This is a genomic window from Terrabacter sp. FW104-15G4B (genome assembly GCF_058790095.1).
The window spans coordinates 16,693-33,040 of the sequence record NZ_JBYTCI010000002.1 but is presented as its reverse complement, the minus strand read 5'-3'; the positions used below and the strand labels follow the sequence as shown (position 1 = coordinate 33,040).

At 68.9% G+C, this 16,348-nt stretch carries 17 protein-coding genes; 7 read left to right on the top strand and 10 right to left on the bottom strand.

Features of this window, described 5'->3' with window-relative positions; all coding sequences use genetic code 11:
- Positions 1-4 precede the first annotated feature (4 nt).
- Positions 5-709 carry a CE1759 family FMN reductase gene (locus AC3WRT_RS01995; RefSeq protein WP_492718512.1) on the top strand — a complete coding sequence of 235 codons (705 nt, stop codon included), beginning with the start codon at positions 5-7 and terminating at the stop codon, positions 707-709.
- A 388-nt stretch (positions 710-1,097) separates the two neighbouring features.
- On the opposite strand, the gene AC3WRT_RS01990 is transcribed toward AC3WRT_RS01995, so the two are convergent.
- From AC3WRT_RS01990 to AC3WRT_RS01965, 6 genes are all read right to left on the bottom strand, one after another.
- Positions 1,098-1,613: a lytic murein transglycosylase gene (locus AC3WRT_RS01990; RefSeq protein ID WP_492718510.1), complete on the bottom strand. Its 516-nt coding sequence runs from the start codon at positions 1,611-1,613 to the stop codon at positions 1,098-1,100.
- A 575-nt stretch (positions 1,614-2,188) separates the two neighbouring features.
- On the bottom strand, positions 2,189-2,641 hold the full coding sequence (locus AC3WRT_RS01985) for a hypothetical protein (RefSeq protein WP_492718508.1): 453 nt from the start codon (positions 2,639-2,641) through the stop codon (positions 2,189-2,191).
- A gap of 223 nt (positions 2,642-2,864) precedes the next feature.
- Positions 2,865-3,755, bottom strand: a complete 891-nt coding sequence (locus AC3WRT_RS01980; protein WP_492718506.1) for a PAS domain-containing protein — start codon at positions 3,753-3,755, stop codon at positions 2,865-2,867.
- A 297-nt stretch (positions 3,756-4,052) separates the two neighbouring features.
- Complete coding sequence (locus AC3WRT_RS01975; protein WP_492718504.1) at positions 4,053-4,643, bottom strand: suppressor of fused domain protein; 591 nt, start codon at positions 4,641-4,643, stop codon at positions 4,053-4,055.
- Between the two features lie 140 nt (positions 4,644-4,783).
- On the bottom strand, positions 4,784-5,155 hold the full coding sequence (locus AC3WRT_RS01970; RefSeq protein WP_492718503.1) for a hypothetical protein: 372 nt from the start codon (positions 5,153-5,155) through the stop codon (positions 4,784-4,786).
- Between the two features lie 209 nt (positions 5,156-5,364).
- The gene (locus tag AC3WRT_RS01965) at positions 5,365-5,760 is read right to left on the bottom strand and encodes an ester cyclase (protein ID WP_492718501.1); all 396 of its coding nucleotides are present in this window, start codon (positions 5,758-5,760) and stop codon (positions 5,365-5,367) included.
- A gap of 168 nt (positions 5,761-5,928) precedes the next feature.
- Between AC3WRT_RS01965 and AC3WRT_RS01960 the strand changes: the two genes are divergently transcribed.
- Entirely contained in the window at positions 5,929-6,345 is a 417-nt protein-coding gene (locus AC3WRT_RS01960) for a nuclear transport factor 2 family protein (RefSeq protein WP_492718499.1), read from the top strand.
- A 140-nt stretch (positions 6,346-6,485) separates the two neighbouring features.
- On the opposite strand, the gene AC3WRT_RS01955 is transcribed toward AC3WRT_RS01960, so the two are convergent.
- Positions 6,486-7,391: a helix-turn-helix transcriptional regulator gene (locus AC3WRT_RS01955; RefSeq protein WP_492718497.1), complete on the bottom strand. Its 906-nt coding sequence runs from the start codon at positions 7,389-7,391 to the stop codon at positions 6,486-6,488.
- 100 nt (positions 7,392-7,491) lie between these two features.
- Here AC3WRT_RS01955 and AC3WRT_RS01950 point away from each other — a divergent pair, with 100 nt between their 5' ends.
- The 4 genes from AC3WRT_RS01950 to AC3WRT_RS01935 are packed head-to-tail and all read left to right on the top strand — an operon-like array spanning position 7,492 to position 11,419.
- Positions 7,492-8,916 carry an MFS transporter gene (locus AC3WRT_RS01950; protein ID WP_492718495.1) on the top strand — a complete coding sequence of 475 codons (1,425 nt, stop codon included), beginning with the start codon at positions 7,492-7,494 and terminating at the stop codon, positions 8,914-8,916.
- Positions 8,909-9,283: a DUF2255 family protein gene (locus AC3WRT_RS01945; RefSeq protein ID WP_492718493.1), complete on the top strand. Its 375-nt coding sequence runs from the start codon at positions 8,909-8,911 to the stop codon at positions 9,281-9,283. The genes AC3WRT_RS01950 and AC3WRT_RS01945 overlap by 8 nt, the downstream gene beginning before the upstream one ends.
- 51 nt (positions 9,284-9,334) lie before the next feature.
- Positions 9,335-10,384, top strand: a complete 1,050-nt coding sequence (locus tag AC3WRT_RS01940) for a zinc-dependent alcohol dehydrogenase family protein (RefSeq protein ID WP_492718491.1) — start codon at positions 9,335-9,337, stop codon at positions 10,382-10,384.
- A 45-nt stretch (positions 10,385-10,429) separates the two neighbouring features.
- Positions 10,430-11,419, top strand: coding sequence for an aldo/keto reductase (locus AC3WRT_RS01935; protein ID WP_492718489.1), 990 nt, complete (start codon positions 10,430-10,432; stop codon positions 11,417-11,419).
- A gap of 211 nt (positions 11,420-11,630) precedes the next feature.
- Here the strand turns inward: AC3WRT_RS01935 and AC3WRT_RS01930 are convergent, their stop codons facing one another.
- On the bottom strand, positions 11,631-12,533 hold the full coding sequence (locus AC3WRT_RS01930; protein ID WP_492718487.1) for an SDR family NAD(P)-dependent oxidoreductase: 903 nt from the start codon (positions 12,531-12,533) through the stop codon (positions 11,631-11,633).
- A 156-nt stretch (positions 12,534-12,689) separates the two neighbouring features.
- Here AC3WRT_RS01930 and AC3WRT_RS01925 point away from each other — a divergent pair, with 156 nt between their 5' ends.
- Positions 12,690-13,610: a helix-turn-helix transcriptional regulator gene (locus tag AC3WRT_RS01925; protein ID WP_492718485.1), complete on the top strand. Its 921-nt coding sequence runs from the start codon at positions 12,690-12,692 to the stop codon at positions 13,608-13,610.
- 1,047 nt (positions 13,611-14,657) lie between these two features.
- Here AC3WRT_RS01925 and AC3WRT_RS01920 read toward each other — a convergent pair.
- Positions 14,658-15,398, bottom strand: coding sequence for a hypothetical protein (locus tag AC3WRT_RS01920; protein WP_492718483.1), 741 nt, complete (start codon positions 15,396-15,398; stop codon positions 14,658-14,660).
- 203 nt (positions 15,399-15,601) lie between these two features.
- The gene (locus AC3WRT_RS01915) at positions 15,602-16,108 is read right to left on the bottom strand and encodes an ANTAR domain-containing protein (RefSeq protein ID WP_492718481.1); all 507 of its coding nucleotides are present in this window, start codon (positions 16,106-16,108) and stop codon (positions 15,602-15,604) included.
- Positions 16,109-16,348 lie beyond the last annotated feature (240 nt).

Here is a 16,348-nt window from a genome sequence, read left to right as displayed (position 1 = left end):
GCCCATGGAAACCACCACAGTCGACCGCGGTCAGGTACACGTCGCGGTGATCAGCGCCGGGGTCAGCGAGCCCTCGTCAACCCGGCTCCTGGCCGACCGGCTCGCCGCCACGGTCCGCGAGGCCTTCGGCCGGCACCAGCTGACCGTGCGCACCTCAGCAGTCGAGCTCGGGCCGCTGGCCACCGACATCGCCAGCACGCTGGTCGGCGGCCTGACCAGCCCTGCCCTGCAACAGGCCATCGACACCATCGGCGGGGCCGACGTACTGATTGCCAGCACGCCCATCTACAAGGCTGGTGTGAGCGGCCTGCTCAAGTCCTTCATCGACGTGCTGGACAACGACCTCATGGTCGGCAAGGTCGTGTTGCTCGCCGCCACCGCCGGCAGCGCACGCCACGCGATGGTGCTCGACGACCACCTCAGGCCACTGTTCGCCTTCATGCGCGCGGTCACCGTACCGACCTCGCTGTTCGCCGCACCTGAGGACTGGGCCGACCCGTCAATGACCACGCGGATGACGCGCGCCGCGGTCGAGGCCGCTGCGCTGTACCGCAGCGGCCTCGAAGACGAGGTGCTCAACACCTCGTGGGACACCTACCAGCACCCGTTCGGCAGCACCTCGGCCCGCCGGCCATCCACCTCGCAGGATCCCGACTTCGACACGCCGCTGATGCGCCTGGCGTCCGGGGGCATTTCACCCGCACGCTGAGCCCACGCAAGTCAACCGCGGCCGTCGAGCGACCGAAGCACCCAGAAAGGCAAGAGCGGATTGGCGTCGGCGATAGCGGGACTCTTTGTCCGCACTGCGAGGATCGCCCCTCGCCTACGCAGCCACCACACGGTGGAGGCTCTCAGATAGCACGACTGCCGCCGCCTCGAATGCACCGAGCGCGGCAATCCCGCAGTGGTGGCTGGGGACGTCCGCCCATCGACACGACCGATCAGCGGCATGAGCGTGACGGGCTCACGGGCTCGTCGTGGTGACTCAGGTGCAGGCTGGGCCCACTGGCGTTGGTGGGCCTCGATGAGGTGGCTGGTCGACAGCCAGTGGCGACCATGGCCCTGGGCGTACATGCTCGCCCACGGCTGCTGGCCGATCAGCCCCTCGAGGCCGACCGTGCGTAGGCCTCCGCGACGTTGAATACCTTGTTGACATACGCGTCAGAGGCGTTGTAGTGCAGCACGGCTTGCGTCCAGTCGGCGCCGTCCCGGAGATCGAGTCCGCCCGAGCACAGGTGTTGCGCCGCTCCCCATGCCGCATCGTCGATGTCAGAGGGGTCTGCGACGCCGTCCGCGTCCGCGTCGGCGCCGAAGGTGCGCCAGGAGCCGGGAAGGAACTGCATCGGACCGATGGCATGCTCCCAGGTGTCGTCACCGTGTACGCGTTCTCCGTCCGGGTCGGGCCGGATCGCAGCCACCCCGCCTTCGCCGTCGAGCGCCGGGCCGACAATCGGCCGGGAGGTACGCCCGTCCTGCAGCAGACGAGTTCCGGCGATCGTCCCGTGGGCGGACTCCACCTCACCGATAGCCGCCAGCGTCGCCCAGCCCACCTGGCACCCGGGGCGCGCCGTGGCCTCGAGGATCGATGCCCTGCCGTAGGCGCGCAGTGCCACGAGAGGGATCCCGGTGCGCTTAGCGGTGCGCGCCAACCACCTCGGGTCGGGTTCGACCACGAGCCCTTTGGCGTTTGCATCGTGGCCGGCCCCCGTCGACGATGCCTTGGCATCCCTCACGGCGGGCGCGGTCAAGGCGGTGGTGTCGACGATGTTGACGAGGGACCTCGACGCCGGCGCCTCGACGACACTGTCTGACCGGTGCCCAGCGAGCCACCCCGTGCCGAGGAGGGCGAGGGGGAGAACGAGTACGGCTGCTTGAGCCGAGCGGGGGCGATGTTGCGAACGTCTGGGCACCGTTAGCCGAACCGGTCGGTGAGGTCGTCGGCGGTGCGCTGGCCCTGTGCCGCATGGTCGGCCCTCATGGCCGCACAGGACCAGACAGTCAAGGAAGTGCTTCGCATACTGCCATCTTGGTGGACCACGCCCCAGCGCTGCGTCGACGTTCGAACCCTCGCGTGGGCGCAGGACATCGACGCGACCGACGGTCGGGCGGCCGAACGTCCAACGAGCGGCAGAGTCGCACGGCCTGTAGCCGTTTTTAGAGCCGTGAAGGGAGCTGGATCAGGGCCGGCTCATGCGCCCAGATTGCGGGCCTGCTGTGCGAACCGATGCGCGACCGGAGTGCGGTCAGACAGGCAGGCGACGACGTGGCGGTAGGGGTCGAGCAGGCTCTGCCTGCCCGGGAGCTCCACGTAGCAGGTACCTCCACGGGGGTCGAGGAACCACTGGGCGGCCGCGGAGTTCATGACAACCCAGTTGCACAGGTAGACCGACAAGTCGTGCCCGGCCTGCTCTGCGTCGATGCCCTCCTCGTGCGATGTGACGAACACGTCGGCCTCGTCGAGGGCCGCCTTGTCGTACCGGTCGAGCCAGTCCAGCGCGAGCCGCCGAAGGTATGCGTACTGGTCCAGGGGTCCTCGGACCGTGCGCGGCTGCGACGGGTCTCCGGCCGGCAAGTACGGCGTGATGCCCGCCGCCCGGGGCGGGATCGCAGACAGGAACCGGTATTCGATCTGCGCCGCCACGCACTCGAGGCTAGCGCCCAGCGAGAGTTGTCGGGCGTCCCGACTATCGCCGACGTGCTGCGGGCTGTCGGCGCGCTAACGGTCGCCCTACAACAAGCCGGTGAGAACTCACCAGTCGCGGCAGATGAGTGCGTTGCTTCTGGGTGGTCGTGTGCGGCGGTGGGGGCTCGGCTCACGGCGAAGGTCGCGACGGTCACGCATTCCACGACAGCTCAACCGGCCACTACGGCTTGACGACCTCGCGGAGGGTTTCCATGGCTCGACCCACGGCGTCGCGAGCGGCATCGATCCGAGCCGCGCTCGAGGGTGTCGCGTGCATCAGCGCGCGGTCGAGCTCGAGCGCGGCCGCGAACAGGTCCTGGAGCACCTGGGAGTGGACCGCCTCCAGGATGCGCTCGCGCTCCTCGAGGCGGGCGAGGCGCTCGCTGCGTCGGATGTTGCAGACGTGGCCGTGCGACCCGGGCTGGGTGTAGAGGTCGGTCACCGCCACCTCCACCCGAGACCAGGCGCCGTCGGTGCGGACCCGGAGCTCACCGACCCGCTCCGCCCGGGGCGGGTCGGCCGCCAGCAGCTCCTCGAAGGCTTGGTGGTCCTCGGGGTGGATGCGGTCCGTGATGGGTGTGCCTACGACCTCGTCGACTGGCCAGCCGAAGAGGTTCGCGACCGCTGGGCTGGCGTAATCGACGACATGGTGCTCGTCGACCAGGACTGCGGCGTCGCTGGAGCGCTCCATCAGGTGCCGGACGGCGTCGCCGAGGTTGAGGGAGGCGCCGACGATGCCGATCAGCTCCCCGTCGCGGTACACGCCGCTGTCGGTGACCAGTGCGTGCAGAATCTTGCCGCTCCGGTTTCGAACCGGGAATCCACCGGACCATGGACGGCCTTCCCGCAGAGCAGCCATGATCTCCGCCGCCGCCTGCTGGGAGACCTCCGGCACCGTCACCTCCGTGATGTCACGCCCTACGGCCTCCGCGGCGGGCCAGCCGTACAGCTGCTCGGCGGCGTCGTTCCAGGACAGCACCGTCCCCCGCGTGTCCGTCGCGATCACGGCGTGCCCGAGGGCGTGCAGCAACTCGTCGGCAGACGGGTGCAGGGGGAGGGCCTCGGCGTCCATGAATCCAGCCTGCGCCCCATGCTTCGCGTGGTCACGGGGCGAAAGACCCGACTGGACGGCCCTCTGTGCCCGCTATCCGCTCCAGTCACATCCGCACCACACCGGTGGCGTGGCCGGGTGCGCACGTGTCGCTGCTCTTCGTGTTGGTGATTCGGTAGGTGAGGGAGGCGCTCGATGCGGTGAAACTGCTGTGCGACCGTCTCATCCCCGTCGCTCGGGACGCAATCATCTCGTCAGAACCGCGCTCATCGCGGCATGGTCGGGCGTCGCCCGCAGAGCGGCATTAGCGCGCACCATCTATCGACCGGGGTCGGTCACCAGTGTCGGGTTCTTGAGGCTCAGGTCCTCGAGTACCTGGGCTGTCGAGGACCGCTTCATCAGCTCGAGTTCGGCATCCGTGATGCCGATGCCCTGCAGGAACTGGACCGACCCGTTCGCGGTGGTCAGGGACGGAAGGTCGGGGTCGGCGCCGACAGCGACGGCGGTCAGGCGTGTGTCCTGCGACCCCGTGATCGGTCCGCCAGGATCCAGCCGGTGCCCTGTCGCGAAGGGCGAGCCGCTGGTGAACACGTATGCCCCCAGCCGGCTCAAGAGCGTGAGCGGCCACGCCGGCGGATGCATCTCGTCGGAAGCTCGGGGTGTGCGCATCGTCAACTCGAAGCCCCAGCCGCTAACCGATGCGTCCTCACTCTCCTTCGCGTACTGCTCGGTCAGCCCGAACGTAACGAAGAACCATGTGCCGGGAAGCCGATAGGCACTGATGCCGTAAACGCCGCCTTGACCAGGTAGCACACCGGTCGACCAGTGCACCGGCTTGCCTTCCGGACGCAGGTGTTCGCTCACCGCGGCTTCGATCGCTTCCCAGCCTGGACCTTCGTCATCGTGCATGGAACGCAACCTACCGACGCGAGACTTCTGTCGGTCTCCTGCGCCCTGATGCGTTCAGTTCGAGGGGTGGCATGCGTGGATATCGGTCGTGGCTGGAGCGGTTTCGGGTGAGTTCAGCGGTTGCGGCAGCAAGATGCGCGTTAGTCAGTCTTCAGCGTCAAAGCCTGGGTCCACTTGTTCGGACGCCCGGCTCGATAGTCACGAAGGCGATCCTCCACGTGCGAAGCAGACCAGACCGCCGCGCGCTCCAAACCGGCGCATTGCGAGGCGGTCGCCTCCTCTTCTCCCCAAGATCCGTCCGGCGCGACCCAGCACAGGCTGAGTGCTCCAGAAAGGGCATCCTGCTTGAACGACCGGTAGGTCTCAGCCGCTTCGTCGCGGCTCAGGGCGGCGACATCAAGCAGCTCCCAGCCTGACGACTCCCGAAAGGCGCTGTCCATCACCGACAGCGCGAACGCCCTTGCTGCCGACCACGTCGCGGACGTCGACGTTCTGCGCGTCGTCGACGACATCGAAGCGAGCGTAGAACTCGACCTGGGCGCCGCGAAGTTGGCGACCCCAACCGACGTATCCGTCGCCGAGCGGTATTCGTAGCACTCGCCCCGGCTCACGCTTCCGCTGTCTTGGCACTCGGGAATCGTAGGCCGCCGCCGACGGCATGGACAGCGCTCCCGTCGCGGCATGACAGGACGTTCACTCAGGCGCGGGCAGTGCCGCCGTGTCACGAGATGTCGTCGACCAAGGACCCAAGGTCGGCGATCTCCCAGGCTTCGAGAATCTTGCCGCCATCCAGATGGCAGATCACTGCCTGATCCATCCGGAATAATCGGCCACTCCCAGAGACGCCGGCGAACTGACGAAGGAGCTTGCCGGTGACGACGACGCGTGCCATTTCGACGTCCCCCTCCGCCACGACCTCCTGAACCTCGTGGCGAAGATCCGCTATCGCTGCCACGGCGTCCCGCCACACCTGCTTTTCTGCTTCGAGATTCTTGGTCGATAGGCCTCTTGGTGCATGGACGACGACATCGCCGTGCAAGAGCTCGTCGAACGCCTCGACCTCACCTGAGTCACCAGCGGCCAACCAGCGGGTCACGACGGGCGACGAGGGCTCCATGTCTGATGGTCTCGCAGAGCGTTAGCGGCTGGCCAGAGCCCGCCCACTGACACCCCCGCTCATAGTCACGTCCTCGGGTCCAGGCATCGTTGAAAGTCCTGCGCGCGGCACGTGCGGACGTGCCGCCGAACGCGCATCAGCGCCGGCCGGCCGGGCTACCGTCAAGATATGACCACCATGATGGAGCGGCTCCGGGATGCGACGAACGCGCACGACGCTCGGCGGCTGGCGTCCCTCTTCGCTCCTGACTACCGAAGCGCGCAGCCGGTGCACCCCAGTCGTGGGTTTGGTGGGAGCGCTCAGGTGCTCGAGAACTGGTCGTCAGCCTTTGAGGGAGTCCCTGACTTCACGTCCGAGCTGGTGGCCTCAGCGGTGGACGGCGAGACCGAGTGGGGCGAGTGGAGTTGGCAAGGCCGCCACTTGGACGGATCGGTCTTCGCCATGCGGGGAGTCACGATCTTCGTCGTGCGCGATGGTCTGGTCGCCGAGGGCCGCTTGTACATGGAGGCCGTCGAAGGCGGAGGCGGCGACATCGAGGCCGCGGTGCGGAAGCTGTACAAACCTCCCACGTCGTCGTCGCACTGACCCCCTGCTGATCCGGGGAGACGCTGACTAAGGGGCCAGCACCCTCAGAAACGCGCGCGGATTGCGGCAGATCCGGTAAACGCTCAAGCTGATGACAGGGCGTTGCACCCGTTGTGCGCCCGTGGTGAGTAGTTCGGGGGTCAGCTGTTGGACGGCGCCTCGTCGGCTGTGGTTGCTGTCGCGGGTGGGGCTTGTTGGAGTGTCCAGCTGGCCAGCAGGTGTAGGGCCTCGTCGGCGGCGCTGTCGGGTGGCGCGGTGTAGACGTTGATACGTTGACCGGGGTCGCCGGCCAGCTCGAACGCTTCGTAGTCGAGCTCGATGTCCCCGACCAGGGGGTGGTGGAGGCGTTTGCGGCCGGTGCGGTGGTACTTCACGTCGTGCGCCGCCCAGCGGAGGCGGAAGTCCTCGCTGCGGGTGGATAGCTCGCCGATGAGGTCAGTGAGGTTCTTGTCGTACGGGTCGCGGCCGGCCTCGGCGCGCAGGAACGCGACGCAGTCGTTGGCGGTCCTGTCGTAGTCGATGAAGAAGTCACCGGCGTGCGGGTCCAGGAAGGTGTACCGGGCGCTGTTCGGGGTCCTGCCCGGTCCGGCCTGCTCGTACAGCGGGCTGTAGAGGGCGCGGCCGAGGTCGTTGGCGGCGAGGACGTCGAACCGGCCGCTGCGCAGGTAGGCCGGCATTGGCATCTGGTCGAGGATCCGTTGGATGACCGGGCGCACCCGGGTTTTGGCCGGGGTCCGGCGCGGCGTCTGCTTGCTGCGCGGAGTGGACAGGGTGCGGACGAGGCGGTGCAGGTGGTCGCGTTCGGCGTCGTCGAGCTGCAGCGCGTGGGCGATGCCGTCCAGGACGCTGTCGGACACGACGCCGACGCTGCCGCGCTCGAGCCGGGTGTAGTACTCGACGCTGATACCGGCGAGCAGAGCCACCTCTTCCCGGCGCAGCCCGGTCACGCGGCGGTTGGCGCCGTACACGGGTAGCCCCGCTTGGTCGGGAGCGAGCTTGGCGCGGCGGGTGGTGAGGAAGTCGCGCAGGTCGGTCTTGGCGGTCACGCTTTTCACGGTACGGCCCGGCGGGCGACGTGGCAGGCCCTGTCAGTACCCCTCTCGACAGGGCCTGTTGAGAGGCCCACCGGTGCCGTTCCCTTGAAGCGTGACCACGACAGCCACCTCCCCGAAAGCCTCGACAGCGACCGCGCCACGCACGGAAGCCACCGGCCCAGCGCACCCCCGCGCCATTCTGACGATCGTCCTGGTCAGCTACTTCCTCATCCTGCTCGACAACTCGGTCATCTTCACCGGGCTGCCCTCCATCGCCACCGCCCTGCATCTCGACGCGGCTGGGCTCTCGTGGGTGCAGGACGCCTACACCCTCGTGTTCGGCGGCCTGCTGCTGCTCGGCGCCCGACTTGGCGACCTGCTCGGGCGCCGGGGCGTCTTCATCGCCGGCTTGGCGGTGTTCATCGCGGCCTCGTTCCTCGTCGGTGTCGCGCCGACCGGGTGGTGGCTCATCGGGGCCCGCGGGATCCAGGGCATCGGCGCGGCGATCGTCGCTCCGTCCGCCCTGTCCCTGCTCACCGCCAGTTTCCCCGCTGGGCCGCAGCGCAACAAGGCGGTGGCCTGGTATGCCGCGACCGCTGGCATCGGTGCCAGCGTGGGCATGCTCGTCGGTGGCGCCGCCGCCCAGTGGGTGTCCTGGCGCGCCGGGTTCTTCATCAACGTCCCCTTGGGCATCGCGATGGCCGTCCTGGCGCCGCGCTACCTGCCTGCCGTCGAGCGCGGGCGTGGTCGCTTCGACGTCGCCGGCGCCCTCGGCGCCACCCTCGCGGTGGGGTCCCTGGTGTTCGGGGTGCTCGAGTCCGTCGAGCACGGCTGGGCCTCTGCGGCCGTGCTGGGCTCACTCATCATGTCCGCCGCGCTGTTCGTCGCGCTCGTCATGCACGAGCGGCGGGCCGATCAGCCGATCATGCCGCTGCGCTTGTTCGCCGACCGCCGCCGGTGGGGCGCCTACGCCGCCCGCGCCCTGTACCTCGGGGCGATGATGGGCTTCTTCTTCTTCACCACCCAGCTGATGCAGGGCGTGCTCGGGTTCACCGCCTTCCAGGCCGGTCTCGGGTTCCTCCCCATGACGGCCATGAACTTCGCCGTCGCGACCGCCGTCCCGCGGCTGACCACCCGCTTCGGCAACGGCGCCCTTCTGGTTGCCGGCATCGCCCTAACCATGGCCGGCATGGCGTGGCTGGCGCAGGTCGACCAGACGAGCGTCTACCTGACCGGTGTGGCCGTGCCGATGGCGTTCATCGGCGCCGGTCAAGGGTTGGCCTTCGCGCCACTGACCAGCCTCGGTATCGCCGGTGCCAGCGCCGCCGACGCTGGCGCGGCCAGCGGCCTGGTCAACACCGCCCACCAGCTCGGTACCGCAGCTGGCCTGGCCGTTCTGGTCGCCGCCTCCGCCTCCGTGACCGACCTGACCGATCGGGTATCCACCGCTTTGACCTGGGGTAGCGGCCTGCTGGCGGTCGCGCTCGTCGTCGCCCTAACGGTCATCGTCCCCGCAGAGAGGAAGCGCCATGTCTGACTGGTCCAGCCAGGCCCTGCGCACCTTGGCCTCGGCCGAGGAGGTGCACCTGGCCACGCGACGTGCGAACGGGAGCCTGCGCAGTCCACGCATCATCTGGGTCGTCACCAACGGCCAGCGCGTGTTCATCCGATCGACCAACGGACCCGGCGCCGCCTGGTACCGGGCCGCTACCGACACCGGGGCTGGACCACTCACCGCCCGAGGCGTGGCCCACGACGTCACGTTCACCCACGTCGACGACGACGCGGACCTGGCCGCCGCCGACGCGGGCTACCGCGCCAAGTACGGCCACTACGCCAGCATCGTCGACCACCTCGAGGAGACCGGCCCACGGTCGGCCACGCTCGAAGTCCACCCCGCCTGACCACCGGACTCACCGGCAGTCCTGCACACCCCCACTCGAGGAGACCCCGCCGTGAAGGCAGCCATCTTCAAAGGTAAGAACACCGTCGAGGTCGCACAGCGCCCCGACCCCCGCATCCAGGACCCGACCGACGCCATCGTCCGCGTCGTGCGCGGCTGCGTGTGCGGCTCGGACCTCTGGTACTACCGCGGCATCAACCCGCACAAGGTCGGCAGCATCGGCCACGAGTTCATCGGCGTCATCGAGACCGTCGGCCCGGACGTGAAGGACCTCGCCGACGGCGACTTCGTCATCGCCCCGTTCACCTACAACGACGGCACCTGCCCGGCCTGCCAGGCCGGTTTCCAGTCCAACTGCGTTCACGGCGGCGCGTTCGGCAACGGCGACACCGACGGCGGCCAGGGCCAGAAGGTCCGCGCCCCGTTCGCTGACGCCACCCTCGTCAAGGTTCCCAACCCGCCCGAGGGCGGCTTCACCGAGGCACAGCTCGCGTCGTTCACCGCCCTGTCGGACGTGGCCTGCACCGGCTACCACGCGGCCGTCAGCGCTGGCGTCAAGCCGGGCGACACCGTGGCCGTGGTCGGTGACGGCGCCGTCGGGCTCTCCGCCGTCATGGGCGCCAAGAAGCTCGGCGCCACCCGGATCATCGCCCTGAGCCGCAACCCCGCACGGCAGGTCGTGGCCAAGGAGTTCGGCGCCACCGACATCGTCGAGGAACGCGGCGACGAGGCAGTCGAGGCCGTCCTTCGCCTGACCGACGGGGCCGGCGTCGACGCAGCCCTCGAGTGCGTCGGCACCGACCTGTCCATCGAGACCTGCGCCGGCATCACCCGCGCCGGCGGCATGATCGGCGCCGTCGGGGTCCCCCTCTACGAGCAGTTCGAGTACAAGACGCTGTTCTGGAAGAACATCGGCATCAAGGGCGGCGTCGCGCCCGCCCGCCAGTACATCCCCGAACTGCTCGAGGACGTCCTCGCCGGACGAATCAACCCCGGCCTCGTCTTCGACTACAGCACCGACCTCGACCACGTCGCCGACGCCTACGCCGCCATGGACGAACGCCGTGCCATCAAGTCCCTGCTCACCGTCAGCAACCCCTGATAGCCGCGACGACCCCCGACCAGATCGCACCCAAGGAGAACAGCAATGCAGACACGCACCCTCGGCAGCCAAAGACTGACGGTCTCCGCCCTCGGCCTCGGCTGCATGGGCATGAGCCAGTCATTCGGGCCCCGACCCCCACGCGAGGAGATGATCACGTTCTTGCGCGCCGCCGTCGAGCGCGGCGTGACCTTCTTCGACACCGCCGAGGTCTACGGCCCCTTCCACAACGAGGACCTCGTCGGCGAGGCGTTGGAACCCGTCCGCGACCAGGTCGTCATCGCGACCAAGTTCGGCTTCGCCTTCGACGAGAACGGCGCACAGACCGGCGTCACCAGCCGGCCCCAGAACATCCGCGCCGCCGTCGACGGGTCCCTGCGGCGTCTGCGGACCGACGCGATCGACCTGCTCTACCAGCACCGCGTCGACCCCGACGTCCCGATCGAGGAGGTCGCCGGCACCGTCAAGGAGCTCATCGAGGCCGGCAAGGTGCACCACTTCGGCATGTCCGAGGCCGGCGCCGAGAGCATCCGCCGCGCCCACGCCGTGCAGCCGGTCACCGCCCTGCAGAGCGAATACTCGCTGTTCTGGCGCGAACCCGAGGAGGCGATCCTGCCCGCACTCGAGGAGCTCGGCATCGGGTTCGTGCCCTTCAGCCCGCTCGGACGCGGCTTCCTCACCGGTCAGGTCACCGCTTCCACGAAGTTCGGCGAGGGAGACATCCGCTCCTCGCTCCCACGCTTCGAGCGGGAGGCCCTCGAGGCAAACCTCGCCCTCGTCGACCTCATCAAGGCGGTCGCCGAGCGCAAGGGCGCCACGGTCGGTCAGGTCGCCCTCGCCTGGCTGCTCGCCCAGCGGCCGTGGATCGTCCCGATCCCGGGGACCCGGCGACTCGAGCGCCTCGACGAGAACCTCGAGGCGGTGGACCTCGAACTCTCGGCGGATGACCTCGCAGAGCTCGACCGCGCATCAGCGAGCGTGCAGGTCCAGGGCGACCGCTATCCCGAGGCCATGCAGAAGATGATCGACCGCTGACCGCGCAGGAGAATGCTGGCGCAGCGAATGGTCCAACCCCGCCGGCCGAGTCCGCGCCAGCAGTCTCCACCGCTGCAGGGGCCGGACGTGGGCCTGCGCCGGAGGAGCCGCACGCAGACGAAACGCGCGCTCATCGGCAGGACCGCTCGGCGGCATGTTCGCATGCACCACCAGGAGCCTTCTGACAGCTGCGAGTCCTGTTCAGGCGTCTTCAGGCGTCGTCGTGGGCGAGGCTGCAGGACAGCTCGCGGTGAGCGTCGGCCTGGGCCAGGAGGATTCGGGCCTTGGTCTCGAAGAGCTCGACGGCGTCGGCGCCGGCGGCGAACCGTGTTGGTGGCTGCTCGCGCGCGGCGAGCTGCACGAGGGCGGCGGCGAGCTTCGCCGGGTCACCGCCCTGCTTCCCGTCCATGCCCTGCCACGCCTCGGTGGTCGCGGCGGTGCGCTCGGCGTAGTCGGCTATGGACGGCTGCGCGTACTGCGTGGACTGCGGGGTCAGCAGCTCGGTGCGGAAGAAGCCGGGCTCGACCAGCATGGTGCGGATCCCGAACGGGGCGATCTCGGAGGCCAGCCCCTCCATGAAGCCCTCGACCCCGAACTTGGACGCGGCGTAGGCGGTCAGGAAGTAACCGGTGGAGGCGATGCCGGCGGTCGAGGAGATCGTCATCACCAGGCCGGAGCGCTGGGCCCGCAGCTGCGGCAGGGCCGCGCGGGTGACGTTGACCGGTCCGAAGAGGGTGGTCTCGATCTGCGAGCGGAACGCGTCCGGGCTCATCTCCTCGAAGAACCCGGCCTGGAAGTTGCCGGCGTTGTTCACCAGGACGTCGAGGCGCCCGAACCGCTCGACGGTCGCTGTGACCGCGGCCTCGGCAGCGGCGGGGTCGGTGACGTCGAGGGCGACCGCCAACAGGTCGTCGTGCTGGCCCAGGGCCCGGGTGATGCTCTCGACGTCGCGGGCGGTGGCCACCACCGCGTAGCCGGCGGCCAAGGCGGCCTCGGCGATGTCGACGCCCAGGCCGCGGCCCGCGCCGGTCACCAACCAGACCTTTTTCTCGTTCGGCTGGGCGGCCGCGTTGGCGGCCGGGATGGTCTCGGTGGTCTGGGTCTGTTCGGTCATTGCTGCCGCGCTTTCCTGGGAAGGATCTTCGATGTGCACCTCGGATGAGGCGCCGTCAACCAGAGAACCAGCGCACGCGCAGGTGTGGCAGTCCCTGGCGTGGGAGCCACTGACAGGGACCCCCATCCCGTCTGAGGGCCTCTTACAGTGGACGATGTGACTGCACCGGACCCGCGCCCGCGAGAGACCGTCAGGGCTGAGATCCGGGAGTTTCTCAGCACCCGTCGAGCCAGGATCACGCCCGAACAGGCCGGCCTGCCGACCTACGGCGATAACCGCCGCCGGGTGCCCGGGCTGCGACGGGAGGAGGCCGCCCTTCTGGTCGGAGTCTCCCCGCAGTACTACATCCGGCTCGAACGCGGCGACGCCGCCGGCGTCTCGGAGAGCGTCATCGACGGGATCGCCCACGCGCTGCGCCTCGACGACGCCGAACGAGCTCACCTGCTCGATCTGCTTCGCACCGCCGGCGCGCCAGCGCGCGCCGTGAAACGGCGCCCGCCGGCGCCCACTCGTGTTCGCCCCACCATCCAACGCCTGCTCGAGGCGATGCCAACTGTGCCGGCAGTCGTCCTGAACGGACGCCTTGACGTGCTCGCCGCCAACAGCCTTGGCCGCGCGCTGTTCTCGCCCTGGTACGACACCGGCCAGTCGGTGAACAATGCCCGCCTCGTCTTCCTCGACCCACAGGCAGCGGCCCTCTTCCGCGACTGGGAGACCGTCGCGAACGACACGGTCGCCCTGCTGCGTGCCGAAGCGGGGGGCAGCCCCTACGACCGAGGGCTCTTCGACCTGATCGGTGAGCTGTCCACCCGCAGCGAGGACTTCCGACTCCGCTGGGCGGCTCACGACGTCCGCATCCACAACACGGGCGTCAAGAAGCTGCACCACGCAGTCGTCGGTGACCTCGACCTGCCCTTCGAGTCACTGCCACTCGAGCCGCGCGGCAGCACCAGCCTCGTCACGTACCTCCCCGAGCCCGGCACCCCAACCCACGACGCGCTTGCCTTGCTCGCCAGCTGGGCCATCAGCGAGACGATCCCCACCTACAACGCACCTGCCGACCAGCAGCGACCCTGAACCAGCACTGGTCTTTGACAGAAGCTTCGGTGGCTTCGGACCGGCGACGCCCAAGCCGCCGCACACCAGAGGCCGGATGCTGCGGACGTACGTCCGCTATTCGGCACGATCGCTCGGACAGCGGCAAAACGCGACGTCCGCGTCGAACGAGGGCAGCAACGTCAGGCTTGCAGGGCGAAGGTGTATGACGTTGGCGGCGCTGCGACGGAGATCACATCAAGCCTGATTGCCGGTTCTGTCCGAGTCAGGACCGTGTCACACGTGGTCGCGAAGATCACCTCTCAGACCCCCGGCCCTGGACCCACCCCGAACCGCAACCACACGGTGGGCCAGCCGGGCACGACCAGCCCCCGTGAAGCATCACGGGGGCTGGTCTTTTGCTGCAATCTGCACGCTGCAGTCGCGTCGACGAGCTCCATCCACGGGCGTTACACCCGCGTTTTGCGACGCCGTCCGCGTCCGCGTCGGCGCCGAAGGTGCGCCAGGAGCCGGGAAGGAACTGCATCGGACCGATGGCATGCTCCCAGGTGTCGTCACCGTGTACGCGTTCTCCGTCCGGGTCGGGCCGGATCGCAGCCACCCCGCCTTCGCCGTCGAGCGCCGGGCCGACAATCGGCCGGGAGGTACGCCCGTCCTGCAGCAGACGAGTTCCGGCGATCGTCCCGTGGGCGGACTCCACCTCACCGATAGCCGCCAGCGTCGCCCAGCCCACCTGGCACCCGGGGCGCGCCGTGGCCTCGAGGATCGATGCCCTGCCGTGGGCGCGCAGTGCCACGAGAGGGATCCGGTGCGCTTAGCGGTGCGCGCCAGGCCGACCACGCTCGCCGGCCTACTCGTCATCGCCTGCGCCCGCTTCGCGGTCCAGGCACGCCTCGGTAGGAATAGTCGCTGATGCCGGGGCCGATGGAGGCCCGCTGGCGCCCGTGATGGCCGATCGAACGCAACCACACGGGAGGGCCACGGCGAATCGCCAGTCCACGATGGCACGCCCGCCCGGCAGCAGAAGGGGACGTTGCAACCTGTAGCGCAGTGAGCCCGGGACACGCGTCAGTCTGCCTTCTTGCCGGTCGGCTTCCACCGGGGTAGCCAGTAAGTGATCAGCGAGGCCAGGAGTAGCACGATCCCGGTCCTGGCGATCCAGGCGCCGGCTGCCCAGACGGGTGCCTGCGGGGAACCCCCGACCAGCACGTTGACCAAGAGCTGGAGGTCGGCACTCCTGCGCGCGAGCGAGCCTGACTCGGGATCGGTGCTCATCTGGATCGGTGTCGGATCGGCCACGATGACGCCCACTGCGGCGGTCCAGAACCCAAGGCAGGAGCCCGTAAAGGCGAGCAGGCGCAAGGCCTCGGGCCTATCGGTCTTCCATTCCCGCCGCGCATTCAGCGCTGCGCCGGCCGGCAGCATCACGACCATCACGAAGAGGCACCCGGCGAGGACCCCCACCACGGCGCCGATCAGGGGCAAGTTCCCGTCGAGAGACGAACTGGCCGCACTCGGCTGAAGGCGCGGACCCTGCGCGGCTGCACGCAGCAGCGACCACCCTGCCCCGACGTACGCGCTCGCGGCGACAGCGATCGCAGCCAGCACCCCGGGCAGACATGGCTTCAACAGTCGGGGGGCAGCCGGTCTGTCGCTCCACGGGCCAGACCACAACACCCAGGACGGAAGCTCAGGTCTGCCGAGAGTCAGCGTCACGGTGATGGCGGCGAGACCTGGTCCGACGAGTAGGGCCATGAACCGCGCGTCGTCGCTGAGGGCATCGCCGACGCCCGCGACAAGCACGATCATCGCCAAGCACCAGAAGCCGCTGACGGCCCAACCCGCCCTACGCCGTGCCGGCCCCCGTCGGCGTGCCCTGTTCACGACTCGGAGTATGGCCCAACCGCGCCGCCCGCAGAGCTCGCCCCGCTGTAGGACCATTCCCCGTGGCACGACCTGTCCGCGGCATGGTCGGGCGTTCGCCCGCAGAGCGGCATATGAGTGCGTCCCCCTCAGTGCCCGTGTCGGTCAGGCAGTCTAGGAACATCGCCCGTCAGGACGACCTCTTGAGCCACCAGCCGCAGTTTGCGGTTGCTGTCTTGGCTTGCCTTCCTCAGGATCGCGAAGGCCCCCGCTTCGTTGACACGGAACAGAGTCATGACAATCCCAACGGCGGCACCGATCGTGCGGGCGGTCTGTAGGGCAATGTCTAGCTGCGCTGCCTGCTTACTGCTGATGAGCCCTTCGGCTTGGAGCTCGGCAATCATCTCCTCGTGGACGTCGAGTCGGCCCTCGACCTCTGCGATCCTGCGACGGTCATCCTTTGCACGCTCGCCTTCCGCGTCCGTCCGGCATTCAGCCGCATCCGCCCGGGTGCCGCTGTCATCAGCGCGCGACTCAGCCTTGTCGGCGCGGGATTCACTCGCGGAAGCCCGCTCGTCGGCTGCATCGGCGCGCGAACGCAGATCGTCTATCTGTTCCTGCACTTTGGTGTTGGTGTCGGGCTGATCCGCATCCATGAGCGCAACCCTAGGCCGCGGCCCCTCTGCGCGTGCCGGATCAAGGCGCCTCCCTGTCCTGAGCCGGACTACCCCGCGTCCGCCCATCGGCACGACCGCGCTACGGCGGCACTTCCGGACGTTCGTCACTAGTCGTCTGGCGCGAGCGCCGGCCCACCCGGGAATCTAGGTCTTGGCGCCGACGCCTCCTTTGACGAGAGGCGTCTGGCGGCCGGTGCTGGCGTCCACCAGAATCCTGTC

Excerpts from the sequence above, each read along its gene's own strand:
- AC3WRT_RS01975 (WP_492718504.1), bottom strand. The coding sequence starts at position 4,643 with ATGCACGATGACGAAGGTCCAGGCTGGGAAGCGATCGAAGCCGCGGTG.
- AC3WRT_RS01935 (WP_492718489.1), top strand. The coding sequence starts at position 10,430 with ATGCAGACACGCACCCTCGGCAGCCAAAGACTGACGGTCTCCGCCCTC.
- AC3WRT_RS01965 (WP_492718501.1), bottom strand. The coding sequence starts at position 5,760 with ATGGAGCCCTCGTCGCCCGTCGTGACCCGCTGGTTGGCCGCTGGTGAC.
- AC3WRT_RS01915 (WP_492718481.1), bottom strand. The coding sequence starts at position 16,108 with ATGGATGCGGATCAGCCCGACACCAACACCAAAGTGCAGGAACAGATA.
- AC3WRT_RS01945 (WP_492718493.1), top strand. The coding sequence starts at position 8,909 with ATGTCTGACTGGTCCAGCCAGGCCCTGCGCACCTTGGCCTCGGCCGAG.
- AC3WRT_RS01995 (WP_492718512.1), top strand. The coding sequence starts at position 5 with ATGGAAACCACCACAGTCGACCGCGGTCAGGTACACGTCGCGGTGATC.
- AC3WRT_RS01960 (WP_492718499.1), top strand. The coding sequence starts at position 5,929 with ATGACCACCATGATGGAGCGGCTCCGGGATGCGACGAACGCGCACGAC.
- AC3WRT_RS01920 (WP_492718483.1), bottom strand. The coding sequence starts at position 15,398 with ATGATCGTGCTTGTCGCGGGCGTCGGCGATGCCCTCAGCGACGACGCG.
- AC3WRT_RS01970 (WP_492718503.1), bottom strand. The coding sequence starts at position 5,155 with ATGTCGTCGACGACGCGCAGAACGTCGACGTCCGCGACGTGGTCGGCA.
- AC3WRT_RS01980 (WP_492718506.1), bottom strand. The coding sequence starts at position 3,755 with ATGGACGCCGAGGCCCTCCCCCTGCACCCGTCTGCCGACGAGTTGCTG.
- AC3WRT_RS01930 (WP_492718487.1), bottom strand. The coding sequence starts at position 12,533 with ATGACCGAACAGACCCAGACCACCGAGACCATCCCGGCCGCCAACGCG.